The following is a 26,223-nucleotide window of genomic DNA, read 5'->3' on the forward strand; positions in this document are numbered from 1 at the left end:
CGACCTCAGCCCACCTTCGCCTGTTGCTGCGGCAGGTTGCCCTGGATGATCGTGTGGATCACCTCATCGGCATCATGCAGCTGCTTGGCATACACGTCAGTGTCGAACACCGTGCCCTTGGCCGGGGTACTCGGCAGCACTTCGCCCTTCTGGTCGCGCAGGCTCACTTCGGCCTTCATCGACAGGCCGATGCGCAGCGGGTGTTCGGCCAGCTGCTTGGCATCGATGGCGATGCGCACCGGCACGCGCTGCACGATCTTGATCCAGTTGCCACTGGCGTTCTGCGCCGGCAGCAGCGAGAACGCCGAGCCGGTGCCCAAGCCCAGGCTCTGGATGCGGCCCTTGTACTTCACGTCGCCGGCGTACAGGTCCGACTTCAGCTCCACTTCCTGGCCCAGGCGCATGTGGCGCAGCTGGGTTTCCTTGAAGTTGGCCTCGACCCACATCTGTTCGGTCGGCACCACGGCCATCAGGGCATTGCCCGGCTGCACGCGCTGGCCGACCTGCACCGAACGACGGGCGACGTAGCCGGAGACCGGCGCGACAATGCCGGCGCGGGCGTTGTTGAGGAAGGCCTGGCGCAGCTGTGCGGCGGCGGCCTGCACGTCCGGCTGGGTGGCGATCACGGTGTCGTCGACCAGCGCGCGGTTGCGCTCGACGGTCTCGCGCGAACCGGCCACGGCCGCTTCGGCCGCGGCCAGCTCGTCGCGGGCGTGGGCCAGTTCTTCGTTGGAGATGGCGCCGGTGGCGGCCAGGTCCTTGCGGCGGGCGTAGTCTTCGCGCACGCGCTTCAGGGTCACCTGGCGGGCGTTCAGGTCCGCCTGCGCGCCTTCCACGCTGCGGTACAGGCCGCGGGTCTGGCGCACGGTCTTGGCCAGGTTGGCTTCGGCCTGCTGCAGCGCCACTGCGGTGTCGGACGGGTCCAGCTGCACCAGCAGCTGGCCGCGCTCCACGCGCATGCCGTCATCGGCATTGATGGCGACCACGGTGCCGGCCACCAGCGGGGTGATCTGCACCTGGTTGCCCTGCACGTAGGCATCGTCGGTCTCTTCGAACCAACGGCCGAACATGAAGTACCACAGCGCCAAAGCGGCAAGCAGCAGCACGACGATCACGAACAGGCCGCGCAGCAGGTTGCCGCGGCGGTTGGGGGCGGCCGGGGCCGCGGTGTCTTGGGTCTGGCTCATGTCGGAGATCTTCAGGAATGCGAGGAATCGGAATGGGAGGCGATCGGTGCGCGGTCGGCGTCAGTGGGCTGGAAACCACCACCCAGCGCCTTGCTCAGGCGCACCGAGGACTGCACCTGCTGCGACTGCAGGCCGGCCAGCTGCTGCTGCGACTGCAGCAGGGTGGACTGCGCGGTCAGCACGTCCAGGTAGCTGCCGATGCCGGCGCGGTAGCGCTGCTGGGCCAGGTCGAAGGCAGCGCGTGCGGTGTCCACCGCCTGCTGCTGCGACTGCGCCTGCTGTGCCAGCGAGCGCACCGCGTTGACCTGGTCGGCCACATCACGCAGCGCATCGAGCACGGTCTGGTTGTAGTTGGCCACCGCCAGGTCGTACTGCGCATCGGTATTGGCCAGGTTGGCGCGCAGCTTGCCGCCTTCGAAGATCGGCAGGCTCAGCGCAGGGCCGATGTAGGCGAAGGTGGAACTGCTCTTCAGCAGGTCGCTCACATTCGGGGCGACCACGCCGGCCAGCGCGGTCAGGTTGAAGCTCGGGTAGAACTTCGTCTTCGCGACCTTGATCTGCTTGTCGGCCGCTTCAACGCGCCAGCGTGCGGCCACGATGTCGGGGCGACGGCCCAGCAGCTCGCTGGGCAGCACCCCAGGCAGCTGCAGCGCCACCGGGTTCAACGGCTGCGGGCGCTGGATCGACAGGCCACGGTCCGGGCCCTTGCCGACCAGCGCGGCCAGTGCGGTGCGGGCGGCGTCGATACGCTGCTGGGCGGCCTGCACCTGCTGCTGCGCGGCCGGCACGCGGGCCTCGGCCTGGCGCACCTGCAGATCACTGTCGATGCCGGCGCGGCGGCGCTGGCGGGTCAGCTCAAGTGACTTCTGCGAACGGCTCAGCTCTTCCTCGGCCACGTCGTTGAGCTGCCACGCGTAGGCCAGGTCGGCATAGGCCTGGGTGATGCCAGTGGACAGGTTCAGGCGGGCGGCCTGCGCTTCAACGGTGGCGGCGTGCGCACCGTCCACGGCGGCTTCCCAGGCGGCGCGCTTGCCGCCCCACAGGTCCACGCCGTAGCTGAAGTCGAAGGCGACCTGGCTGCTGCCGGCGTAATGGCCACCGATCTCGCTGCCTGCCATCGACTCAGGCAGGCGCAGGCCGGTGTAGCCACCAGACACCGACAGGCTCGGCAGTTCGTCGGCACGCGCAGTGCCGACCTGGGCCTGGGCCTGGCGCAGGCGCGCGTCGGCGGCGTCCAGGCTCGGGTGGCCGGCCAGGCCCTCGGCGACCAGCGCGTCCAGCTGCGCATCGCCCAGCGCCTTCCACCAGTCCTGCGCCGGGAAGCCGGTGGCGCTCAGGTCGGTGTCGGCCAGGGTGCGTTCGCTGTGCAGGCTGTCCACATCCAGCACGTGGCCCTGCGGATTGAGGCCACGACTGCTGGCACAGGCGGCCAGGGCCAGGGCCAGCGCTGACACCAGCAGCGTGCGCCAGGACCGGCGGAAAGTGAAATGCGGGATCGGGTTCATGGGGTCGTCAAGGAATCGCGGATTCGGGTAAGGAGGGACAGCAGCAGCGTGCGCTCGTCGGTTGAGAGATCACGCAGGGCGTAATCCATCACCGCGTCGCCGCGCAGCTTCAGCCGCGCCCACAACGCGCGGCCTTCATCGGTCAGCACGATCTGCAGCGCACGACGGTCCTGGGCATGCGGTTGGCGACGGACGCAGCCCAGTGCCTCCAGCTTGTCCAGCAGCCGGGTCACGGCGCTGGGCACCTGGTCGATGGCCTGGGCCAGTTCGTTGGCGGTGCACGGCGCCATGTTGGAAAGCACCTTCAACCCGATGTAGTGGGTGAAGCCGATGCCCAGGTCTTCTTCCGCCATGGACGCGTCGAGTTGGCGGACCAGCCCGTCGCGCACCTGGCGCAGCAGCAGGCCGAAGCTGGGGGGAGTGGTTGCAGGACAGATCATGGGGGAGCATTCTCTTCCAAAAAAAATATTTCTCAATGGAAATATTCGATCTGGCATCGAATGCTGTGTTGCAGCAATGGGCTGGATCGGTGAAGGCGCCTACCTTAATGACCTGGTCAGCTGGCCCGGTAGTACAATTCAGCCAATGGATGACACATTTCAGCCAGCGGATATGATGAACAAGGCAGAAATTCCCCCTCCCAAGCGCCTGCTGCGCGACGACGCGCTGGACTGGTTCGAGCGCAACGACGGCCCATCGGTGGTCGCCTACCGCTTCGACAGCCCGCAGGGACTGGTCCGTGAGGTGGACTGGCACCATCACCAGCGCGCGCAACTGATCTACGTGGAGCGTGGCCTGCTGACCACCCGCACCTCGCACGGCACCTGGTCGTTGGCGCCGGGTTCGGCCGGCTGGATGCCGCCTCTGGAGCCGCACACGGTCACCCTCGACGGGCCGCTGCGTGGCTGGGGCATGGCGCTGGCCGCACCCGCCTGTGCCACCCTGCCCGCCGACCCCTGCGTGCTGGGCCTGTCCAAGCTGGCGCAGGCGCTGGCCGAGCGCATCTGCGAATGGCCGCTGGGCTATGACACCACGCCCGAGCGCCAGCACATCATCGAGGTGCTGCTGGACGAGATCCGCACCGCGCCGCGTCAGCGCATGCATCTGCCGATGCCCTACGACCGGCGCCTGCTGAAGATCGCCTCGCAGCTGCTGGCCGACCCGTCCGACGAGCGCAGCCTGGCCGAATGGGCCCACTGGGCCGGCCTGTCGCCGCGCAGCCTGACCCGTCACTTCCGCGACGAGACCACGCTCAGCTTCGCCCAGTGGCGGCAACAGGCCCGCCTGTCCGAGGCGTTGCGCCAGCTGACCGAGGGCCGCAGCGTGGCCGACATCGCCCACGCACTGGGCTTCAGCAGCGCCAGCGCGTTCGTCACCGTGTTCCGCCGTCACTTCGGGTTGCCGCCTGGGCGCTACCTGGCGCGGGCCGGGCATGGCCTGGAAACCGGGCTGGACCCTGCACGCGGCTTGGCATCCCCCGCCGCATCCGGATAATCACAGGATTGCGAGCGGCGACCGCCGTCGCCGCCTCCCGACATAGGTAACAACGCCGCATGACCGAACTTGCCCGTCCCGTGTTCCACGGATTCGAACAACTGCCGCTGCGCGAGTACGCCGAACGCGCCTACCTCGACTACTCGATGTACGTGGTCCTGGACCGCGCCCTGCCGTTCATCGGCGACGGCCTGAAGCCGGTGCAGCGCCGCATCATCTATTCGATGAGCGAGCTGGGCCTGAATGCCGCGTCCAAGCCGAAGAAGTCCGCGCGCACCGTCGGCGACGTCATCGGTAAGTACCACCCGCACGGCGACAGCGCGTGCTACGAGGCGCTGGTGCTGATGGCACAGCCGTTCTCGTACCGCTACCCGCTGATCGAGGGCCAGGGCAACTTCGGCTCCAGCGACGACCCCAAGTCGTTCGCGGCGATGCGTTACACCGAATCCAAGCTGACCCCGATCGCCGAAGTGCTGCTGGGCGAACTGGGCCAGGGCACCACCGACTGGGCACCGAACTTCGACGGCACCCTGCAGGAACCGACCTGGATGCCGGCGCGGCTCCCGCACCTGCTGCTCAACGGCACCACCGGCATCGCCGTGGGCATGGCCACCGACGTGCCGCCGCACAATCTCAACGAGATCGTCAGTGCGCTGCTGCACCTGCTGGACAACCCCGACGCCACCGTGCGCGACCTGTGCGAACACGTGCAGGGCCCGGACTACCCGTCCAGCGCCGAGATCATCACCGCGGCCAATGACCTGCGCAACATCTACGAGACTGGCAACGGCAGCGTGCGTGCACGCGCGACCTTCACCAAGGAAGCCAGCAACATCGTGATCACGGCGCTGCCGTTCCAGGTGTCGCCGTCGAAGGTGATCGAGCAGATCGCCGCGCAGATGCGTGCCAAGAAGCTGCCGTGGCTGGAGGACATCCGTGATGAATCCGACCACGCCAATCCGGTGCGCGTGGTGCTGGTGCCGCGTTCCAACCGCGTCGACGCCGACCAGTTGATGGGCCACCTGTTCGCAACCACGGACCTGGAGCGCAGCTACCGCGTCAACCTCAACGTGATCGGGCTGGATGGGCGTCCGCAGGTGAAGAACCTCAAGATGCTGCTCAGCGAATGGCTGACCTTCCGCAGCAACACCGTGACCCGCCGCCTGCAGCACCGCCTGCAGAAGGTCGAACGTCGCCTGCACCTGCTGGAAGGCCTGCTGGTCGCCTTCCTCAACCTGGACGAGGTGATCCACATCATCCGTACCGAGGACGAACCGAAGGCCGCACTGATCGCGCGCTTCGGCCTGTCCGAGGAACAGGCCGAGTACATCCTGGAAACCAAGCTGAAGCAGCTGGCCCGCCTGGAGGAAATGAAGATCCGCGGCGAGCAGGATGAACTGGCCAAGGAGCGCGAGAAGATCCTCGGCATCCTCGACAGCAAGGCCAAGCTGAAGAAGCTGATCCGCGATGAACTGACCGCCGACGCCAGGAAGTTCGGCGACGCACGCCGTTCGCCGCTGGTGCAGCGCCAGGCGGCGCAGGCCATCGACGAGACCGAGCTGGTGCCGAGCGAGCCGATGACCGTGGTGCTGTCGGAGAAGGGCTGGATCCGCGCCGCCAAGGGCCACGACGTCGATGCATCCGCACTGTCGTACCGTGAAGGCGACGGGCTGCAGGGCGCGGTGCGCGCTCGCAGCACCCAGCAGGTCGCGTTCCTCGACAGCGAAGGCCGCGCCTACTCGACGCCGGTGCACACCCTGCCCTCCGCGCGTGGCAATGGCGAACCGCTGACCGGCCGCTTCTCGCCGGCACCGGGCACCAGCTTCGTGACCCTGGCCAGTGCCGAGCCGGACACCCGCTTCGTGCTGGCCTCCAGTCATGGCTATGGCTTCGTCACCCGCTTCGAGAACCTGATCGGTCGCAACAAGGCCGGCAAGGCGATGCTGAACCTGTCCGCAGGTTCGTCGGTGCTGACCCCGTCGGTGGTCGCCAACGTCGCCACCGACCGCATCGTGGCGGTGACCAGTTCGGGCAACCTGCTGGCGATCGCCGCCAACGACCTGCCGGAACTGGACAAGGGCAAGGGCAACAAGATCATCGAGATCCCGAAGGCCAAGCTCGCCACCGAACGCGTGGTCGCCATCGTGGCGATCAGCCCGGGGCAGACCCTGCAGGTGCGCAGCGGCCAGCGCACCATGGGCCTGAAGTTCAACGAGCTGGATGCCTACCTCGGCGCCCGCGCCACCCGCGGCCACCTGCTGCCGCGCGGCTGGCAGAAGGTGGAAGGCCTGTCGGTGGAGTGAGGGGCACGTGGGTCGGATCCCTTTCCACCGGAAAGGGCTCTGACCCCGGACACCGCCCCTGGTAGGTGTCAACCTTGGTTGACACGCTTTGCCTCGATAGACGAACAGGGCATAAGCGACAATCGTTGACCAATTGAACGCAAATAGCCGGGGAGATCCTGGCTATTTGCGTTTTTGCCTCACACTCAGACGATTGCTACCACGACCAACTGCCGAATGATCCCTTCAATAATTCAGGTTCAAGGCCTGGGCGAACTGCACATCGTCGGCGACTCCGATACAGGTTGGTTCGCCCAAGGACGCTTGCCTGCAAAGGACGGCACATTCTTCTCGATCCAGACGTCCGAAGACGGTCAACTGATCCCAGAGGTGGGCTTCGTGATGGGGCAGCTCTCGGAGCTCCCAGCCCTGCAGCAACAAGCCTTGGAACATCTCGCCGTTCACTTCCCGGCCGAAGCTTCTTCGGGGGAAGGCCCGCTGGCATCCGAGCCAGAACTTACGTTCTGGGAACAGAAAAGGTGGTCGATTCTCTTTGCAGAGGGACGACTGACAATCTGCCACCCATACGGGGTTCTGGTCGACTTCAATGGGACGACTCCTGTGGGCTATCAGGATCTCTCCGACGCTGACGAATTGTGATTTCCCCTGTCTGACTTGAATCTCCGTCGTCGCGCGATCCGACCGGAGGGAGGGGTCAGAGCCGTTTTCGTTGAAAACGGATCCGAACCCGGACACGAAAAAGCCGAGGCAATCCCCGGCTTTTTCGTTGTCGGCTGGCGGGCGGTGGAGCAGCTGGCTGGCGAAAGCTGGCTGGCGGTGCTCCGGTGCTGGCGGGCGACAGAACTTTGTAGAGTCGAGCCATGCTCGACTCGGATCCAACAGCAGCCGAGCATGGCTCGGCTCTACAGAGAGCGACGCCGGCTCAGTGCGCCGGGGCGCCGTTGCCGTCGATCTTGCTCAGCTGGTACAGCTCCAGGCCGATGCGCTTGATCAGGCCCAGCTGCTGCTCCAGCCACCAGGCGTGGTCTTCCTCGGTGTCCTTCAGCTGCGCCAGCAGGATGTCGCGGCTCACGTAATCGCCCTTCTCCTCGCACAGCTTCATGCCGGCGGCGAGATTGTTCCGAACCGCGTATTCAGTGTCGAGATCCTTCTGCAGCATCTCCTCCACGGTCTTGCCCGGCTCGGTGGCATGCGGGCGCATGTCCGGGTCGCCCCCCAGGAACAGGATCCGGCGGAGCAGCGCATCGGCATGCTGGGTTTCCTCTTCCATCTCGTGGTTCAGGCGTTCGTACAGCGCGAACAGGCCCTGGTCCTCGTAGCGGCGGGAATGGATGAAGTACTGGTCGCGGGCAGCGAGCTCGCCGCGCAGCAGTTCCTTCAGGCAGGCGATGACGTCCGGGTTGCCTTTCATGGGGGGCTCCTGTGAATCGATGCGGCATAGGGTGCCGCATTTCAAAGTACGGTGATCTAATCGGAATCAGTCGCAGTTGCGCCTGCGGCTACAATCGGCCCACGAGTTCGGAAAGGACGTGCGATGCGACGTACATGGCGTTGGGTGCTGGGCGTAGTGATCGCCATCGTGCTGATCGCCGCACTGGTCCTGTGGCTCCTGCTGCGGGGCAGCCTGGCCGACCTGGACGGCGAGCATGCCTTGCCGGGGCTGGCCGCGCCGGTCACCCTCGAGCGCGATGCGCTGGGGGTGGTCACCATCACCGCCGGCAGCCAGGCCGATGCGATGCGCGCACTCGGCCGCGTGCACGCGCAGGAACGTTATTTCGAAATGGACCTGATGCGCCGCAGTGCCGCCGGGGAGCTGTCGGCGCTGTTCGGGCCGAAGGCCATCGACGCCGACAAGCGCATGCGCGTGCATCGGCTGCGCGCGCGCACCGAGGCGAACATGCAGGCTGCGCTGGGCGACAACATCGAAGCGGTGAGCGCCTATGTCGGTGGGGTCAATCAGGGCCTGGCCGATCTCTCCGTGCGCCCGTGGGCCTACCTGCTGCTGCGGCAATCGCCACAACCCTGGCAGGCCAGCGACAGCGTGCTGGCCGGGCTGGCCATGTATGCCGACCTGCAGGACCCGGGCAATCAGACCGAGCTTGCGCTGAGCCGCATCCGCGCCGTGGTGCCGCCAGCGCTCTACGCGCTGATTGCCCACGACGGTACCGAATGGGATGCACCGCTGTTCGGCGAACCGAGCGGCAATGCTGCCCTGCCCGACGCCAGCCAGCTCGACCTGCGCACATTGAAGGGAAAGTCGGGCACCGAGCAGGAAGAAGCCGACGTCGTCGGCAGCAACAACTTCGCGGTGGCCGGGGCGCTTACCGCCGACGGCCGCGCGATCGTCGCCGACGACATGCACCTGGGCCTGCGTGCCCCCGGCCTGTGGTTCCGCGTGCGCCTGCGCTACCCCGATCCACAGGCTGCCGGCGGCCAGGTCGATGTCACCGGCTTCTCGCTGCCCGGCCTGCCGGCGGTGATCGTCGGCAGCAACGGGCACGTGGCCTGGGGCTTCACCAACAGCTACATCGACACCGCCGATTACCGCTCGGAACCGGCCAATGCCGAGGTGACCGTGCATGAAGAGCGGATTGCGGTGGCCGGCCAGGCCGACGTGCTGTTCCCGGTACGCGAAACCGCCTGGGGCCCGATCCTGCACGCCCATGCCGATGGCAGCGGTGACGCGCTGCGTTGGGTCGCCCACCTGCCCGGCGCGGTGCGGCTGGACTTCGGTGACCTGGCCCGCGCTGGCGATCTGGACGCTGCACTGAAGTTCGCCGACCACGCCGGCATTCCCGCGCAGAACCTGGTGGTCGGCGACCGCAGCGGACGCATCGCCTGGCGGCTGATCGGCGCCCGCCCGGATCGCGGTCCGGGCTGCGCGCCGGCCGGCTTCAGTGCCGGCAACAACCAGGACTGTGCGCCGTGGCCGATCCGCAGCGATGCTTCACCGGCATTGATCGATCCTCCCAACCACCGCCTGTGGACCGCCAACGGCCGCGTCCTCGACGGCGAGGCACTGGCCAGCGTCGGCAACGGTGGCTATGACCTGGGAGCACGGGCCCGGCAGATCCGTGACCTGCTGGCGATCCAGGAGCGCTTCGACGAGCACGACCTGCTGGCGATCCAGCTCGACGATCGCGCGGTGTTCCTGCAGCGCTGGTGGGCCCTGCTGCACGACGTCATCGAGCGCAGTGACGACCCTGCACTGAAGCGTTTGAAGGAGGCCAGCCATCAATGGGACGGCCGTGCCTCGGCCAGCTCGGTCAGCTACCGGGTGGTGCGCGAGTTCCGTACGCAGGTGATGACAACACTGTCCGATGCACTGCTGGCACCGGCCAATGCGCAGCTGGGCGATGACTATCTGGAGCCGCGCCTGGCGCAGCTGGAAGGCGTGGCTTGGCCGATGCTGCAGCAGCGTCCGGCCAATCTGCTGCCACCGGCCTTCGACAGCTGGGATGCGCTGCTGATCGACGCCGCACGCCGCACCGAGAGCGAGCTGGCCAGGCAGGGCCCACTGGCCAAGCGCAGCTGGGGCGAACGCAATACGGCGGCGATCTGCCACCCCATCGCACGGGCGCTGCCGGACATCGCCAAACACTGGCTGTGCATGCCGGCCGACCGCCTGCCCGGCGACCGCGACATGCCGCGCGTGCAGACGCCGGGCTTCGGTGCTTCCGAACGCATGGTGGTTTCGCCCGGGCACGAGGCCGACGGCATCGTGCATATGCCCGGCGGCCAGAGCGGGCACCCGCTGTCGCCGTACTGGGGCGCCGGCCACGAAGACTGGGTGCATGGGCGGCCGACGCCGTTCCTGCCCGGCAAGGCGCAGCACTCGATGACGCTGGTGCCGGCGCGGTAGTACCGGCCGCTGGCCGGCAACCTCATGATGCTGCACACACCTGCATGGTTGCCGGCCAGCGGCCGGCACTACCGCTCAACTCAGCCCCTGCGCCGCTCGATCAGGTTCAGCAGTGGCCCGGTCATCGCCGTTGTCACCAGCGCCAGGATCACCAGCACCGCGAACAGGCGGTCACCGAGCAGGCCAAGTTCGTAACCCAGGTTGAGCACGATCAGCTCCATCAGGCCACGGGTGTTCATCAGTGCACCCAGCCGCCACGCCTCACGGGTGGGCATGCCGGCACTGCGCGCGGCGCTGAAGGTACCCAGCAGCTTGCCGGTCGTGGCCACTGCGATCACCACACCACACAGCACGATGTCGCTGGCCTGCAGCGCGTCGGCGCGCATGCGAAGGCCGGTCATGGCGAAGAACAGCGGCAGCAGCAGGGTCACCGCGAACGGTTCGACGCGGGCCATCAACAGGCCGCGCAGCTGCGCGTTGGACGACACCGCCACGCCCGCAGCGAACGCACCGAACAGCGCGTGGATGCCGAGCATCTCGGTGATCAGGGCACTGCCCAGCGACAGCAGCAGGATGCCGAGCAGCCAGCGCCCTTCACGCCCCGGCACGATCTGCTGGCGGGCGAACCACGGCTTCACCAGCCCCAGCATCAGCGCCACGAAGGCGACCACGCACAGCAGGTTGAGGCTGGCCGGCAGCCATCCGCTGGCCTGTGCAGCCGCCACGATCAGTGCCAGCAGGCACCATGCGGTGGCATCGCCCAAAGCCGCGCAGGCGATGGCGGTCTGGCCCAGCGGCGTCTGCGTGATGCCACGGTCGGCGAGGATGCGCAGCAGCACCGGGAACGCGGTGATGCTCATCGATATGCCAACGAAAAGCGCGAATGCGGTGAAGCCCACCCCCTGTGGGCCGTGCTGCGGGTACAGCCCGATCGCCAACGCGACGCCGAGCACGAACGGCACCGCGATGCCGGCATGGCTGACCGTGAAGGCGAAACGCCGGCGGCCGCGCAGTGCCGCCAGGTCCAGTTCGGCACCGGCCACCAGCAGAAACATCAGCACGCCCAGCTGGCTGAGCATGCCCAGAGGGCCCAGCGAACTGGCCGGGAACAGCGCACCCTGCAGCTGCGGCAGCAGGCTGCCGAGCACCAGCGGCCCCATCATCAGGCCGGCCGCCATCTCGCCGATCACCGCCGGCTGCCCCAGACGCTTGAGCAGCGCCCCCGCGCCCTTGGCCACCAGCAGCAGCACCAGCAGCTGCAGCAGGAACAGGCCCAGCGGTGACGCCAGGTGCTGCGCCCAGCTGCCTTCGGTGGCGGCCGTGGCACGCGCAACCGCTTCGGGCGCAGCCGGCCCGGCATAGCGGGCCAGCAGCACGCCGGCCAGCAGTGGTACCACGGCCCAGCCCAGGTAGCGCCATCCCCACTTCATCTGCGGCGCCTGGCCCCCGTTCTGTACGTCCATGAACATTCCCCGATGTACGGGGGGCGATCATACAAAAAAGGGGACGGAGGGGATTAAGACGTTTGTGGCACATACGACGTGCGCTCCTCCCTCCCCTTTCTCGCGCCTAGGCCAGTGCCTGCTCGTGCACTCCGGCGATCGCGCGGCCCGAGGGATCTGCAGCCGCGGCGAAGCTGGCGTCCCAGGCAATGGCCGCGGGCGACGAACAGGCGATGGACTTGCCCCCCGGCACGGTCTCGGCCGCTGCCCGGCTCGGGAAGAACTGCTCGAACAGGTGGCGGTAGTAGTACGCCTCCTTGGTCTGCGGCGGGTTGTGCGGGAAGCGCTTGTCGGCGGCCGCCAGTACACGGTCGCTCACCTGCGCCTCGGCATGTGCCTTCAGCCCATCGATCCAGCCATAACCCACGCCATCGCTGAACTGTTCCTTCTGCCGCCACAGGATGCTGTCCGGCAGGTAGCCGTCGAACGCCTCGCGCAGCACCGCCTTTTCGATGCGGCGACCGCCAAAGCCGGCGCCCACCATCTTGTGCGCGGCATCGAAGCGCATCGCCACGTCGAGGAATTCGCGGTCGAGGAACGGCACCCGTGGCTCCACGCCCCAGGCCATCATCGACTTGTTGGCACGCAGGCAGTCGTAGTTGTGCAGCGCGTCGAGCTTGCGCACCAGCTCCTCGTGGAATTCACGCGCATCCGGCGCCTTGTGGAAATACAGGTAGCCACCAAAGATCTCGTCGCTGCCCTCGCCGGAGAGCACCATCTTCACCCCCATCGCCTTGATCCGCCGCGCCAGCAGGAACATCGGCGTCGAGGCGCGAATGGTGGTGACGTCGTAGGTTTCGATGTGGCGAATCACTTCCGGCAGCGCATCGAGGCCTTCCTCGAAGGTGTACTCGAAGCCGTGATGCACGGTACCCAGCGCTTCGGCAGCAATGGCAGCGGCAGCCAGATCGGGCGAGCCCTTCAAGCCGATCGCGAACGAATGCAGGCGCGGCCACCAGGCTTCGGTCTGCCCGCCATCCTCGATGCGGCGACGCGCATAGCGTGCGGCCACCGCCGCCACCAGCGACGAGTCCAGGCCACCGGACAGCAGCACGCCGTATGGCACGTCGCTCATCAACTGGCGTTCCACCGCATGCTCGAAGGCCTGGCGCAGTTCGGCCAGATCGGCCTGGCGCCCCTGCACGTCAGCGTAGGCGCGCCACGACTGCTGGTAGTAGCGCACCAGCTCGCCACTGGCGCTGTCGAAATAGTGGCCCGGCGGGAACTGCGCGACATCGGCACAGGTATCGACCGCCTTCATTTCCGAGGCCACGCGCAGGCGGCCCTGGGCATCGTGGCCCCAGTACAACGGCACCACGCCGATCGGATCGCGCGCCACCAGCACGCGGCCGGCATCACGATCCCACAGCGCGAAGGCGAAGATGCCGTTGAGCTGCTCCAGCCACTGCGCCGGCGATCCGCCCTGGCGGTAAAGCGCGTTGATCACCTCGCAGTCCGAACCCGTCTGGAAGTCGTAGGCGGTGGTCAGCGTGGCCTTCAACTGCTGGTGGTTGTAGATCTCGCCGTTCACCGCCAGCGCCAGCTGGCCATCGGCCGACAGCAGCGGCTGCGAGCCACCGGCCGGGTCGACGATGGCCAGCCGCTCGTGGACCAGCAGCGCACCTTCGTCAAGATACACGCCGCTCCAGTCCGGGCCACGGTGGCGCTGGCGCTGCGACAGTTCCAGCGCATGGCGGCGCAGAGCCGGAAGATCGTCACCGGCCTGCAGGCCGAAGATTCCGAATATCGAACACATGGGGGGAGCTCCTGTTGGGGGAATTTCACGGGTGGGAGGGTGTTCGACCGGCCATCCAGGCCCGGGTGGGGCTGCGCCCGGGCACAAAAAAACCCGCATCGACCGATGCGGGTTTTCTGGTGTCCGGGCGTGTGTTGCTGTCTATCTACCCAGGGCGCAGTCCCGCATCGGCCGCGCACGATTATTCGCGCGCAGATTATTGCGGTTGTTGTTATTGACGGCGGTAGCCAGGCGGATCGACATGGCATCGACCCTACCCCGGATTCCGGCGCTGCGCAACCGTTGCATTGGCAACCAGGTGAAGGTGTGCCGACCAACGGTCGGCACCCAGCAGTCGGCACTCACAGGGGGAGCGCCGGGCCGTGCCCGGCGCCATGCCTCACGCCAGCAGCCGTTCCACCAGTCGCTGGTAAAGCCCCGGCAACGCTTCCAGATCATCCACGCGCACGTTCTCATCCACCTGGTGGATGCTGGCGTTGACTGGCCCCACTTCGATGCACTGCGCACCCAGCGGCGCGATGAAGCGTGCATCGGAGGTGCCGCCACCGGTGCTTTCCTCAGGGGCACGACCGATGTGCTCGGCCAGCACCGCGCGTGCGGTGGCGCGCAGCGTGCCTTCCGGGGTGTAGAACGGCTCGCCGCTGCGATGCCACTTCAGCGCGTACTGCAGGCCGTGCCGGTCCAGCAGCGCGGTGATCTCCGTTTCCAGCTTCGGTGCATCCCAGTGCGGGTTGTAGCGGATGTTGAAATCGACCTCCAGCTCCCCGGGAATCACGTTGTTGGCGCCGGTGCCGGCACGGATGTTGGAGATCTGCAGGCTGGTCGGCGGGAAACTCTCGTACCCCTTGTCCCAGCGTCGCGCCGTCAGCTCGGCCAGGGCCGGCGCCGCCTGGTGGATCGGGTTGCGTGCCTTCTCCGGATACGCCACGTGACCCTGCACGCCCTGCACGCGCAGCTTGGCCGACAGGCTGCCGCGACGCCCGACGCGCAGCAGGTCGCCCAGCGCCGCTGTCGATGATGGCTCGCCGGTAATGCACCAGTCGATGCGCTGGCCGCGCTCGGCGAACAGGCGCGCGACGTGGCGCACGCCATCGATCGCGTCGCCTTCCTCGTCGCTGGTCAGCAGCACTGCCAGCGTGCCGGGGTGATCGGGATGCGCGGCGACGAACTGCTCGGCGGCCACCACGAACGCGGCCACGCTGCCCTTCATGTCGGCGGCGCCACGGCCATACAGCACGCCGTCGCGGATCTGCGGGGTGAACGGGTCGCTGGTCCAGGCCTCGCGCGGACCGGTCGGCACCACGTCGGTATGGCCCAGCAGCACCAGCACCGGCGCACCCTGGCCGTGGGTCGCCCACAGATTGTCGACCTCACCCAGACGCAGGTGGTCACAGTGGAACCCTGCCTGCTTCAACCGCGCCGCCAGCAGTGCCTGGCAACCGGCGTCGTCCGGGGTAACCGAGGGGCGCGCGATCAGCTCGCAGGCCAGGTCGAGGACGGCACTCATGACTGGCCCACGCCGAAGCGGGCCTTGAAGCCGTTGTCACTGAAACCCTGGCTGGCCTTGCCGTCGGCGGTAACCACCAGCGGGCGCTTGATCAACTGCGGGTACTCACGCAGCAGCAGTTTCCATTCGGCCTCGGAAGCGGCGGCCTTGCGGTTGTCCGGCAGCTGCCGCCAGGTGGTGGAGGATCTGTTCACCATCGCGGCCAGGCCACCCAGCTGCTCAGCCCACGCCAGCAGTGTTTCCGGGCTGGGCTTGTTGTCGCGGTAGTCGACGAAGGTGTACGGCACGCCGAAGCGGTCCAGCCACTTGGTCGCCTTCTTGCAGGTATCGCAGTTCTTCAAACCGTAGACAGTGTTGCTCATGGCCATCTGTGATGCTGGAAAACAGAGGGCCAGAATCTCACAACAGGCGCTCGGGCACGACCCTAAACGGCACGGCACGGTGGGTCGCCTGCCACAGCGCGGCGCACGCGGCAGGCGCGGCGGCATCCGCCCGAACAGGACGTCGGGGGGATGCCGGTAGCTCGCGTACTGCGCCGGATCCTCCGGCGCAGTCACCTTCAGTCGGCCAGGCCCCGCAGCAGGTCGTTGACGCTGGTCTTGCTGCGGGTCCTGGCATCGACCTGCTTGACGATCACCGCGCAGTACAGCGAATGGGTACCGTCCTTGCTCGGCAGCGAGCCGGACACCACCACGCTGTACGGCGGGATGTAGCCGTAGCTGATCTCACCGGTGGCGCGGTTGTAGATGCGGGTGCTCTGGCTGAGGAACACGCCCATGCCGATCACGCTGTGGTGGCCGACCACCACACCCTCAACCACTTCCGAGCGGGCACCGATGAAGCAATGGTCCTCGATGATGGTCGGGCTGGCCTGCAGCGGCTCCAGCACGCCGCCGATGCCGGCACCGCCGGACAGATGACAGTGCTGGCCGATCTGCGCGCAGGAACCGACGGTGGCCCAGGTGTCCACCATGGTGCCTTCGCCGACATAGGCGCCGATGTTGGTGAAGCTCGGCATCAGCACCACATCCTTGCCGAAATACGTGCCACGGCGAGCAATCGCGCCCGGCACCACGCGCACGCCGCCTCGGCGGAACTTCGCTTCGTCATAGCCGGCGAAGCGCGATTCGACCTTGTCCCAGAACGGTGCCGGGCGTGCATCGACCACCGCCATGTCGTTGACACGGAAATACAGCAGCACCGCCTTCTTCAGCCACTCGTTGACCTTCCAGCCGCCCTGGCCGTCCGGCTCAGCGACGCGGAATTCACCGCTCTCCAGGCCGTCGATCACACGGTTGACCAGCGGTCTGGTCGAGCCTTCCAGTTCGTGCAGGGTCAGCGTGGCGCGGCGTTCGAAGGCACTTTCGATGCCGAACTTCAGTTCTTCCACGCCCGGCGCGGCCGGCTTGCGCAGCGACTTGCGGGCGATGGTTTCGGCGCGTGCGGCTTCTGCGCTCTTGGCCGGGGCCTTCTTCGGTGCCGCCACCTTCTTCGCCGGCGCCTTCACCACCGCGGCTTTCTTCGGCGCGGCAGCCTTCTTCGCAGCCGGCACGGCGGCAGTTTTCTTGGCCGCTGCGCTCTTGGCGGTGGCAGCAGTCTTCTTAGCAGGCTTGGTGGCCATCAGGCGGGGTCTCCGGCGTTTCGATCAGGGTCCAGGCAGGCCAGCATCGCGTCATGCAGCTGCTGCCGGGCAGGTTCAGTCAGGGGGAGGTCGTGTTCGTCACTGATCACGAAGGTGTCTTCGGCGCGTTCGCCGAACGTGGCAATGCGCGCATCATGCACGCGCAGGCCCTGGTTGCGCAGCACGAACGCCACATCGGCCAGCAGGCCGGGACGGTCGGGGGCGACCAGGGCAAAACGGGTTGCGCCCGGTTCATCGCGGAATTCGATGCGCGGCGCAAAACGGAAATGACGCAGCTGCCGCGGCACCACCCGGCGTGACGGCCGAAGCCGCGCAAGGTCGCCACTCAGGGCCTCGCGCAGCGCCGCCTCCAGGTTGGCACTGCTGCCATCGGCAAACGTGTCGGCCGGGTTCACTTCGAAGGTATCGAAGATGGTGTCGGCCGGGCCATCCAGCACGCGTGCACGGTGGATCCCGTAGCCCTTGCGGTCCAGGGTCATCACGATCGCGGCGAACAGGCCGTCGCGGTCGGGCGAGTGCACGAACACTTCCAGCGCGGGGTCGTCGACACTGATCCGGCGGACCTTGACCAGGGTCTGGCCCTGCTTCACCGGCACCAGCGCAGCGGCCTGCCAGGCCAGCTGCTCGGGGCGCAGGCGGATGAAGCCCTCATCCGGCATCACCGCGAACTGGCGGTCGATGGTGGCATCGTCGTAACCCTGCTCGCGCACCAGTGCGCGCACGCTGTCACGCGCCTCGGCCACACGCTCGGCGGCGGGCACCGGATGCTCCAGCCCTTCGCGCAACGCGCGCCGGGTGGCGAAGTAAAGGTCGGCCAGCAGGCGATCCTTCCAGGCGTTCCACAGTTTCGGGCTGGTGCCGGCAATATCGGCACAGGTCAGCAGATACAGGTAGTCCAGGCGGTCGCGGCTGCCGACCAGGGTGGCGAAGCGATGGATCACCACCGGGTCGGCAATGTCCTGCTTCTGCGCGGTCACCGACATGCGCAGGTGCTGTTCGACCAGCCAGGCGACCAGTTCGGTATCGGTGCCACTGAGCGCATGTGCCTGGCAGAACGCGCGCGCGTCCACCGCACCCAGCTCGGAGTGGTCGCCGCCGCGGCCCTTGGCAATGTCATGGAACAGGCCGGCCAGCAGCAGCAGCTCCGGCTTGCGCAGGCGCGGCCACACTTCGTGCGCGATCGAGAAGCGCTCGTCGGCACGGCTGCTGGCGAACAGGCCGATGTTGCGCAGGACCATCAGCGTGTGCTGGTCGACGGTGTAGACATGGAACAGGTCGAACTGCATGCGCCCGCTGACTTGGGCGAACGCGGGAATCCACTGGCCAAGCACGCCCAGCCGCGCCATGCGCGAAAGCGTGTCGACCGGGCGCTGGCCACGCAGCAGGGCAAGGAAGTGCTCGCGTGCGTCGGCGTCGGCCTGGTCATAGGCCGGCAGCAGCGGCAGCGACTCGGCCAGCGCACGCGCGGTCAGCGAGTGCAGGCCGCGCACCTGCGGGTTGTTGGCCCAGCTGGAAAACAGCGCGAACACTTGGCCAATGTCGCCCTGCGGCCAGTCGGCCTCGTTGGCGGCCAGGTAGCCACGGCGCAGGGAAAAGCCCACGGTCAGCGGCTCCGGCTGCGCCTCGCCGTCGAACTGCTCCTCGAAGCGCTGCAGCAGGCGGTCGCTGATCCGCCGCACCACCAGCGCGGCGCGGTAGAAGCCCTGCATCATTTTCTCGACACCGAGGCTCTCGGCGTCGTCTTCGAAGCCCAGGCGCGCGGCGAGGGTCTTCTGGTAATCGAAACGCAGGCGCTCTTCCGGGCGACGTGCTACCAGGTGCAGGCCAAACCTCAGTCGCGCCAGCACGGCACGTTCGCGCTTGAGCGCCGCGGCTTCGTCGGCACCCAGATGGCCGAGCCCGACCAGGGCTTCCAGGTCGCGCACGCCGAACGCGCGCAGTGCCATCCAGCCCAGCGTGTTGAGATCGCGCAGGCCACCGGGGCCATCCTTCAGGTCCGGCTCCAGGTTGTCGGCGGTATCACCGAAGCGCTGGTGACGGTTGCGCAGCTCTTCCAGCTTGGCCAGGAAGAAAGTGCGTGCCGGCCACAGTTCGCGATCGTCGATGGCCTCGCGCAGCGCGCGGCGGGCGGCGTCATCGGCCAGGATCGGACGCGCCTCGATCAGCGCGGTCAGCACGGTCTGGTCAGCCGCCGCCTCGCGGCACTGCAATGCAGAACGCACCGCATGGCTGACAGCCAACCCGCAGTCCCACAGCAGCGCGAACAGGCGCGCCAATGCCGCCTCGTGCGCCAGTTGTGCCGGCGGATCGCCGAACACCAGCAGGTCGATGTCCGAACGCGGGAACAGTTCACCGCGGCCATAGCCGCCGACCGCGAACAGCGACAGGCCGCTGCCGGCCGGCAGGCAACGCTGCCACGCCAGGCGGATCAAGTGATCGGCAGCGCGCGCACGCAACGCCAGCAGGCGCTCGATGTTGTCGCCCTGGTCGAAGCGGCGGTACAGGCGTGCGTCGGCCTGCTGCAGCGCCTGCCGCGCCGCAGCGGCCCAGTCCGGGTCGTTGAGCGACGCGGCCGGCGTGTCCAGCAGCGAACTCGCCGGCAGCATCGTCAGGAAACCTGCGACTCGCCCGGCGACAGGGTCAGCACGTCGACGCCGGTCTCGGTGACCGCGACCATGTGCTCCCACTGCGCCGACAGCTTGCGGTCCTTGGTCACCACGGTCCAGCCATCCGGCAGCACCTTGTTGTAGCGGGTGCCCTCGTTGATCATCGGTTCGATGGTGAAGGTCATGCCCGGCTGCAGCACCAGGCCCTGGCCCGGGCGGCCGTAATGCACCACCTGCGGCTCATCGTGGTAGACCTTGCCGATGCCGTGGCCGCAGTACTCGCGCACCACGCTGAAACGCTCGCCTTCGGCATAGCTCTGGATGGCATGGCCGATGTCGCCCAGGGTGGCGCCCGGACGCACGGCGCGGATGCCGCGCCACATGGCTTCGTAGGTGGTTTCCACCAGGCGGCGGGCCATCACCGACGGCGTGCCGACGAAGTACATGCGGCTGGTATCGCCGTGCCAACCGTCCTTGATGACGGTGACATCGATATTGATGATGTCGCCATCCTTGAGCACCTTCCCTTCACTGGGGATGCCGTGGCAGATGACATTGTTGACCGAGGTGCACACGGTCTTCGGGAAGCCGCGGTAGCCGACGTTGGCCGGAATGGCGCCCTGCACGTTGACGATGTGGTCGTGGCAGATGCGGTCCAGCTCCTCGGTGGTGACACCGGGCTTGACGTGGGGGGTGACGATGTCCAGCACTTCGCTGGCCAAGCGGCCGGCGATGCGCATCATCTCGATTTCCTGCGGGGTTTTCAGATTCACGCTCATGGCACCCATTATCGCCGATCCGGCCGCAATCTGAACGAACGCCACCCAACTGGCATTCCGGGCCATGCACCGGGCCATGCACGCTTTCGGCAAGGAAAATGAAAGCGTGATGCCCTCCACCCTTTCGCCCGCCTGTTTATCACAGATTACAGACACTTACGCCACCTAAGCTGGGGTCACCGTCGCCGAAGCGGTGCCGATCGTGCCGCCTTCGCCTTGTTCAACGGACCTTCGGGTCAGGGAGGTTGTCCATGCGATCCGCGCTTCGTTCTCCGCTTGCCTGGGCCTTCGCCGGCCTCCTGCTGTCCAGCCCGGCCCTGGCCGCAGATACCACCACCTTCAACGTCACGCTGGTGGTCACCAAGGCCTGCACCATCACGGCCGCGGCCGCTACCAACGTCGACTTCGGCACGGCGGCGTCGACCACCGCCACGCCCACCCTCGGCCAGGGCACGGTCACCGCGCAGTGCTCGGCGCTGACGCCGTACACGATCGCGCTGAATGCGGGCGCCAACGCGGGCACCGCAAACGACGTCACCACGCGGCGCATGAAGAACACCAATGCCGCCGTGACCGCCAACAACTATGTCGGCTACCAGCTCTACCAGGATGCCGCGCATACCCTGGTCTGGGGATCCACAACCGGCACCAATACCCAGGCCGGCATCGGCACCGGCCTGGCCGTGCCGTACGTTGTCTACGGCCAGATCCTGAACCTGAGCACCAACAACCCGGCCACCGGCAGCTACCTGGATACGGTTACCGCCACGATCACCTATTGATGGAGCACGCCCGCATGGCCGGACTCCGCCCGTGGCGCGCCACCGGCGTGGCGCTGCTCGCCCTGTGCCTGCTGGCCACCGCCACCGCCGGCGCCACCAGCCTGCAGGTCGCGCCGACCAGCCTGCAGCTGGAGGCGCGCCAGCGTGCGGCTGAGCTATGGCTGACCAACAGCGGCACCGCGCCGGTGAAGCTGCAGGTGCGCGTGTTCCGCTGGGTGCAGCAGGACGGCCAGGAACGGCTGCTGCCCACCGATGAGCTGATGGCCACACCGCCCATGCAGGAACTGGCTGCGGGCCAGCAGCAACTGGTGCGGGTGATGCGTCCGGACAACGAGCCACCGCCTGCACAACGGCACTACCGGTTGATCGTGGACCAGATCCCGGACCTGGCCACGCGTGCCGAGGGCATGCAGTTCGTCCTGCGCTATTCGATCCCCGTGTTCGTGCAGCCTTCGGCCGGCGCCCTCGCCCCACAGTTGCAGGCCCGCCTGGTGACACTGGCGGATGGCCGCAATGGCGTGGAGGTGGCCAATACGGGTGACAGCTACGCGCAGATCGCCGATCTTGCGCTGGGCAGCGCCACGCGTCCGCGCATCGTCCATCCCGGATTGCTGGGCTACGTGCTGCCGGGCCAGGTGATGCGCTGGCCGATCGAGCGCGTGGCGATCGACCGCGACAACGACCAGATCACGGCCAAGCTCAATGGCGAGTCGGAACAGACGCCACTGTCGCCCCCACCGGCTCGCTGAGGCCTTGATGGGCGCGTTGCTGGCTGCCCTGGCTCCCGCGGCGACCGAGGCCGCCGATGCGTCCGGCGCGGCCGTTGATGTCTCCGGCGTGTCGGCCGATGCCACCCTGCCGCCCCCGACCCCACTGACCGCCAGCCAGACGCTGTACCTGGATGTGTCGCTCAACAGCACGCCACGCGGCCTGCTGCCGTTCATCGAGAACCGCGGCCGGCTTCAGGCCAGCCCCGAGGTGTTGCGCCAGCTCGGCTTCAATGCCAGCGGCGAGGTACCGGTCTACCTGGACCAGATCAGTGGCGCGGTGGTGCGCTACGACGCGCACATGCAGACCCTGGCGCTGGATGTGCCGCTGGACCAGCTGACCCTGCCGACCACGGTGCTCAGCCGGCCGCAGGCGCGTGCGCCGACTGGCACTGCCTCGCCGGGCGTGCTGCTCAACTACGACGTATACGGCAGCCGGGTGGACACGCTCGGCAACCTCAGCCTGAGCTCGGAGCTGCGCGTGTTCGGCATCGGCAACGGGACTTTTGAGAACACCGCCATCAGCCGCCGCTACCAGCAACCCGGTGATCGCCGTTGGCGCGGCGAAAGCGTGCGCCTGGACACCCGCTGGAGCCTGGACTTCCCCGACAGCGCAACGACGCTGGAGGTCGGCGACTTCTACAGCGGCTTCGTCGACTGGACCCGGCCAGTGCGCCTGGGTGGCGTGCAGATCGGTCGCAACTACGGGCTGCAGCCCTATCGCGTACTGACGCCCACGCCGAGCTTCCTCGGCCAGGCCGTGGTGCCCTCCACGGTCGAGCTGTACGTGGATGGCCTGCGCCAGTACAGCGGACAGGTCCCGGTCGGTCCCTTCCAGCTGGCGGCACAGCCTGGTATCAGCGGCACCGGCAATGCGCAGGTGGTGGTAACCGATGCGTTCGGCCGCATGCAGACACTGGATTTCAGTTTCTATGGCACTCAGCAACTGCTGGCCAAGGGCCTTTCGGACTGGTCGGTCGGCGTCGGCCAGCTGCGCGAGGACTTCGGCCAGCGCTCCTTCGGCTACGACGATCGCACGGTGGCCAGTGCCAGCTGGCGCGGCGGCATCAGCGATGCCTTCACTGGCGAGGCGCATGCCGAAGGCGGCGGCGGCCTGGCCCAGGCCGGCATCGGCGGCTGGTGGCTGCTCGGCGCTGCCGGCGTGTTCAATGCGGCCTATGCACGCAGTGATTACCACGGCCTGCAGGGCGGGCAATGGGCGCTGGGCTACAGCTGGAACAACCGCCGCTTCAACGTCAATCTGCGCAGCGTGCGCAGCCACGGCGACTACCGCGACCTGGGCGCACTGCAGGGCAACCTGCCACCGAGCATCAGCGAGCAGGCCACCCTCGGCCTGGACCTGCTGCGGCTGGGCACGCTCAGCGCAAGCTACCTGCGCCTGCGCTACCCCGACGGCGACGACAACCGCTACGCCAGCCTGTTCTGGTCGCGCAGCTGGAGCCAGCGCTGGTCGGCCTACCTGTCGCTGAACCAGAACCTGGACCAGAGCGACGACCGCAGCATCTACCTGTCGCTGACCGCCAGTCTGGGCAACAACCGCCAGGCCAGCCTCTCGAGCCAACGCAACGGCGACAGCCAGAGCTGGGTCGCGGACGTGACCCAGCCGGTGCCCGGGGATGGCAGTGCCGGCGGCGTCGGCTGGCGCGCACAGCTGCGCCATGGCGAGGACGGCAATGGCGGCCTGGCCGAGGTCGGCATCCTCAACGATACCGGCCGCTATTCGTTCGGCGCCTCGCGCCAGGGCGGGCTGAACTATGCCTACGCCAGCGCCAGCGGCAGCGTGGTGTGGATGGGTGGCCACACCTTCGCCACGCGCGAAGTGTCGGACGCGTTCGCGGTGATCAGCACCAGTGGCGTCGGCGGCGTGCCGGTGCGGCTGGAAAACCGCCTGATCGGCGTCACCGATGATCGCGGCCTGCTGCTGGTCAGCCCGTTGCTGTCCTGGCAGCGCAACCGGGTCTCGATCGACACCCTGGACCTGCCCGAGGACATGCGTGCCGACCGCATCGAGAATTGGGTGACCCCGCGCCAGCGCGCCGGCACCCGGATTGCCTTCGAGCTGCGCTCGCGACCGTCGCTGAGCCTGACCCTGCTGGCAATGGACGGGCAGCCGCTGGAGGTGGGCAGCGAGGTGCAGCTGCCCGATGGCCGCCAGGCCACGGTCGGCTATGACGGCCTGCTGTACCTGGAAGACGTTGCCGCCGGCAGCGTGCTGTACGTCACCACCAGCCGCGGCCCCTGCCGGGTGAAGGTCCCCGACCCGCCCAGGGTGGTGGCGACCGGCGCGCGGCCGAAACCGGCGCCGCTGCAGTGCGTTCCGGAGGTGGCGCCATGAGGACGTTGCTGCTCGGCCTGCTGCTGTTCGCTGGCCTGCTGGCGGCAGGACCGGCCCGCGCCGTCGCGGTCTGCACCGCGGTCGCCAATCCAACGCTGCCGTTCGGCAACATCAACAGCAATGCGCCTGGCCCGAGCACGGCCAACCTCAATATCACGGTGACATGCACCACCGCCGCGCTGAGCGCGCTGGCCACAACCGGTGTGCGCGTCTGCGTCGGCATCGGCGCAGGCAGTGGTGGCGGCAGCAGTTCAAGCTGGCGGACGATGAAGACCAGCAGCAGCGACAGCATGAACTTCCAGCTCTACAACTCCTCGAACTTCAGCCAGGTGACGGGGTTGGTCCCGCGCGGCACGCCCCCGGCACAGGAACTGACCATGACCTACAGCGTGCCGCTGGTCGCCGGCGGCAGCGGTGCGCAGTCCGTGCAGCTGTTCGGGCAGATTCCGGCCAATCAGATCCTGGCCTCCGGCGCCTACAGCAGCACCTTCAGCGGCGCCGACGTGGTGTTGACCTGGGCCTGGAACGAGGTCCTGCTCGGCAATGCCACAGTGCCCGCCACCTGCAACGGCGGCGCCACCGGCACCAACAGCGCAAGCGCAGCCTTCAGTTTCACCGCCAGCGCCAATGTGCTGCCGCAGTGCGGCAGCTACGTCACCACCGACATGAACTTCGGCAACGTCACCGGCGGCATTCCCGCCAACATCGACCGGACCGCCACTCTGACACTGACCTGCCTGAAGAACACCGCCTTCCAGGTCGGACTCAACAACGGCCGGAACAACCCTGCCGCGACCAGCATCCGCCGCATGGCCACCACCATCGGCGGCAGTACCTACTACCTTCCCTACGAGCTGTACCGGGACTCGGCCCGGAGCCTGCGCTGGGGCAATACGTTGACTGTCGACACGGCCAGCGGCACCGGCACCGGCAGCGCACAGCAGCTGACCATCTACGGCCGGGTGCCGCCGGTCACCGGCCAGCCCCCGGCTGGTACCTACAACGACCTGGTGACGGTGACGATCACCTATTGACCGGCGTGCCGACCAACGGTCGGCACCCACCGGACGAAGGCCGTGCCGAGCGCCGGCTCGGCGCTACAGTTCCGGCACATCCCGCCGATACCGCGCAGCAAGTCTTTCAGCATGGTGGATGGCAGGTGGTTCGCACATTTTCGATCGCGGCGATGCTGGTCGCCAGTACGCCGGCCTTGGCCGAACCCAGCAGCTCCCTGCAGATCCGGCTGACCGTGGTCGACTCCTGCAGCGACGACACCGGTGGCGCGCGCTGTACGGCGCCGCACCAGCGCAGCGATACACCCCAGCTGCCATCCCAGGTGCGCGAGCTCGCACCACCGGCGACGGACGAGAACGCAACACCCGCCGTGACCCTCATCTACTGATGCGCGCGCTGCTGATCCTGCTTGCACTGCTGGCGCGGCCGGCTGCGGCGCTTGAGGTGTTGCCTACCACCCTGCAGCTGCCGGCCGAAGGCGGCCGCGCCGAGCTGTGGCTACGCAATCCCGGGCCCGGCCGCTGGCAGGGCCACGTGCAGGTGCTGGCCTGGGATCAGCAGCTGGACGCCGAACGACTGCAGCCCAGCGACCAGATCCGGGTCAGCCCGGCGCGGCTGGATCTCGCCCCGGGCGGTACGCAGCGCGTCTGGCTGCTGCCACGCGATCCGGCCGCGGCAATGGGTGAACAGGCCTACAGGATCGTGCTGACGCCGGCGCTGGCAGGGCTGCCGCGCTACTCGCTACCGCTGTTCCGGGGCGCCGCGGCGCCAGTGCTGCACGCCCGCCTGCAGGGTCGGATCGAGGCCCTGGGGTCGCAGCCTGCGTTGCGACTCAGCAACTGCGGTACGCTGCACGGCCGCCTGCACGACCTGCGCTTCATCGCGGCGGACGGCCAATCGACAGTGCTGGTGGGCGGGCTGGCCGGCTACATCCTCGCCGGCCATGAACGACGCTGGCCCCTGCCCGCCCGCGCGGACAGTTACGCAGGTGGCCGCTTCCGGGCACGCCTGCAGGACGGCCGCGAGGTCGATCTGGCCGCATCTGACCCCGCAATTGCAGCGAGCGCCCGCAGCGGGCTATAATCGTCCGGATTCCTGCCGCCTGCGTGCGCGGGAACCCGTCCACACCGGACGTCACCGGTGAATCCACACCTGCTGCCC

At 67.8% G+C, this 26,223-nt stretch carries 21 protein-coding genes; 10 read left to right on the top strand and 11 right to left on the bottom strand.

The annotated features are described in order from the left end of the window. Positions 1-5: 5 nt before the first annotated feature. Genes emrA through emrR form a run of 3 tightly spaced genes read right to left on the bottom strand, consistent with a single transcriptional unit; the run spans position 6 to position 3,132 of the window. Positions 6-1,187, bottom strand: coding sequence for a multidrug efflux MFS transporter periplasmic adaptor subunit EmrA (gene emrA, locus ROV95_RS15625; protein ID WP_021204129.1), 1,182 nt, complete (start codon positions 1,185-1,187; stop codon positions 6-8). Positions 1,188-1,198: 11 nt separating this feature from the next. Further along, positions 1,199-2,692: a multidrug efflux transporter outer membrane subunit EmrC gene (emrC, locus tag ROV95_RS15630; protein WP_312545225.1), complete on the bottom strand. Its 1,494-nt coding sequence runs from the start codon at positions 2,690-2,692 to the stop codon at positions 1,199-1,201. Further along, positions 2,689-3,132: a multidrug efflux system transcriptional regulator EmrR gene (emrR, locus tag ROV95_RS15635; protein WP_019659100.1), complete on the bottom strand. Its 444-nt coding sequence runs from the start codon at positions 3,130-3,132 to the stop codon at positions 2,689-2,691. Before emrR ends, emrC begins: the two co-directional genes overlap by 4 nt. A gap of 172 nt (positions 3,133-3,304) precedes the next feature. On the opposite strand from emrR, the gene ROV95_RS15640 reads away from it, so the two are divergent. The 3 genes from ROV95_RS15640 (at position 3,305) to ROV95_RS15650 (ending at position 7,128) form a co-directional block, all read left to right on the top strand. Then, a complete protein-coding gene (locus tag ROV95_RS15640) occupies positions 3,305-4,186 on the top strand; it encodes a helix-turn-helix transcriptional regulator (protein WP_312545226.1) in 882 nt (293 codons plus the stop codon). 59 nt (positions 4,187-4,245) lie between these two features. Continuing rightward, the gene (parC, locus tag ROV95_RS15645) at positions 4,246-6,489 is read left to right on the top strand and encodes a DNA topoisomerase IV subunit A (protein ID WP_021204132.1); all 2,244 of its coding nucleotides are present in this window, start codon (positions 4,246-4,248) and stop codon (positions 6,487-6,489) included. 216 nt (positions 6,490-6,705) lie between these two features. Continuing rightward, positions 6,706-7,128 (top strand): hypothetical protein, encoded by a 423-nt coding sequence (locus tag ROV95_RS15650; RefSeq protein ID WP_312545227.1) that lies wholly within the window; start codon positions 6,706-6,708, stop codon positions 7,126-7,128. Between the two features lie 283 nt (positions 7,129-7,411). Here ROV95_RS15650 and bfr read toward each other — a convergent pair whose 3' ends face one another. Then, complete coding sequence (gene bfr, locus ROV95_RS15655; RefSeq protein WP_005408763.1) at positions 7,412-7,900, bottom strand: bacterioferritin; 489 nt, start codon at positions 7,898-7,900, stop codon at positions 7,412-7,414. A gap of 123 nt (positions 7,901-8,023) precedes the next feature. Between bfr and ROV95_RS15660 the strand changes: the two genes are divergently transcribed. Next, entirely contained in the window at positions 8,024-10,351 is a 2,328-nt protein-coding gene (locus ROV95_RS15660) for a penicillin acylase family protein (RefSeq protein ID WP_312545229.1), read from the top strand. A gap of 80 nt (positions 10,352-10,431) precedes the next feature. On the opposite strand, the gene ROV95_RS15665 is transcribed toward ROV95_RS15660, so the two are convergent. The 7 genes from ROV95_RS15665 to map all read right to left on the bottom strand — a co-directional run bounded on the left by ROV95_RS15665 (position 10,432) and on the right by map (position 20,152). Then, complete coding sequence (locus ROV95_RS15665) at positions 10,432-11,820, bottom strand: cation:proton antiporter (RefSeq protein ID WP_312545231.1); 1,389 nt, start codon at positions 11,818-11,820, stop codon at positions 10,432-10,434. 100 nt (positions 11,821-11,920) lie between these two features. Then, entirely contained in the window at positions 11,921-13,609 is a 1,689-nt protein-coding gene (gene asnB, locus ROV95_RS15670) for an asparagine synthase B (protein WP_312545233.1), read from the bottom strand. A 379-nt stretch (positions 13,610-13,988) separates the two neighbouring features. Next, on the bottom strand, positions 13,989-15,116 hold the full coding sequence (dapE, locus tag ROV95_RS15675) for a succinyl-diaminopimelate desuccinylase (protein ID WP_312545234.1): 1,128 nt from the start codon (positions 15,114-15,116) through the stop codon (positions 13,989-13,991). Next, positions 15,113-15,484 carry an arsenate reductase gene (locus ROV95_RS15680; protein ID WP_312545235.1) on the bottom strand — a complete coding sequence of 124 codons (372 nt, stop codon included), beginning with the start codon at positions 15,482-15,484 and terminating at the stop codon, positions 15,113-15,115. Before ROV95_RS15680 ends, dapE begins: the two co-directional genes overlap by 4 nt. A 191-nt stretch (positions 15,485-15,675) precedes the next feature. Continuing rightward, entirely contained in the window at positions 15,676-16,737 is a 1,062-nt protein-coding gene (dapD, locus tag ROV95_RS15685) for a 2,3,4,5-tetrahydropyridine-2,6-dicarboxylate N-succinyltransferase (protein ID WP_312545236.1), read from the bottom strand. Next, positions 16,737-19,364: a [protein-PII] uridylyltransferase gene (locus ROV95_RS15690; protein ID WP_312545237.1), complete on the bottom strand. Its 2,628-nt coding sequence runs from the start codon at positions 19,362-19,364 to the stop codon at positions 16,737-16,739. Before ROV95_RS15690 ends, dapD begins: the two co-directional genes overlap by 1 nt. Positions 19,365-19,366: 2 nt before the next feature. Further along, positions 19,367-20,152: a type I methionyl aminopeptidase gene (map, locus tag ROV95_RS15695; RefSeq protein ID WP_032955117.1), complete on the bottom strand. Its 786-nt coding sequence runs from the start codon at positions 20,150-20,152 to the stop codon at positions 19,367-19,369. A 242-nt stretch (positions 20,153-20,394) separates the two neighbouring features. Here map and ROV95_RS15700 point away from each other — a divergent pair, with 242 nt between their 5' ends. From ROV95_RS15700 to ROV95_RS15725, 6 genes are all read left to right on the top strand, one after another. Continuing rightward, a complete protein-coding gene (locus ROV95_RS15700; RefSeq protein ID WP_019659113.1) occupies positions 20,395-20,925 on the top strand; it encodes a spore coat U domain-containing protein in 531 nt (176 codons plus the stop codon). Further along, the gene (locus ROV95_RS15705; protein WP_134729442.1) at positions 20,925-21,674 is read left to right on the top strand and encodes a molecular chaperone; all 750 of its coding nucleotides are present in this window, start codon (positions 20,925-20,927) and stop codon (positions 21,672-21,674) included. Before ROV95_RS15700 ends, ROV95_RS15705 begins: the two co-directional genes overlap by 1 nt. Positions 21,675-21,681: 7 nt before the next feature. Beyond that, a complete protein-coding gene (locus ROV95_RS15710; RefSeq protein ID WP_312545241.1) occupies positions 21,682-24,048 on the top strand; it encodes a fimbria/pilus outer membrane usher protein in 2,367 nt (788 codons plus the stop codon). Further along, positions 24,045-25,082, top strand: coding sequence for a spore coat U domain-containing protein (locus ROV95_RS15715; protein WP_312545243.1), 1,038 nt, complete (start codon positions 24,045-24,047; stop codon positions 25,080-25,082). The genes ROV95_RS15710 and ROV95_RS15715 overlap by 4 nt, the downstream gene beginning before the upstream one ends. A gap of 125 nt (positions 25,083-25,207) precedes the next feature. Beyond that, positions 25,208-25,450 carry a hypothetical protein gene (locus ROV95_RS15720; protein ID WP_238558860.1) on the top strand — a complete coding sequence of 81 codons (243 nt, stop codon included), beginning with the start codon at positions 25,208-25,210 and terminating at the stop codon, positions 25,448-25,450. Further along, a complete protein-coding gene (locus ROV95_RS15725) occupies positions 25,450-26,145 on the top strand; it encodes a molecular chaperone (protein WP_171952261.1) in 696 nt (231 codons plus the stop codon). Before ROV95_RS15720 ends, ROV95_RS15725 begins: the two co-directional genes overlap by 1 nt. Positions 26,146-26,223 lie beyond the last annotated feature (78 nt).

The sequence above is a fragment of the Stenotrophomonas maltophilia group sp. msm1 genome, from assembly GCF_032025805.1.
Taxonomy (GTDB): domain Bacteria; phylum Pseudomonadota; class Gammaproteobacteria; order Xanthomonadales; family Xanthomonadaceae; genus Stenotrophomonas; species Stenotrophomonas hibiscicola.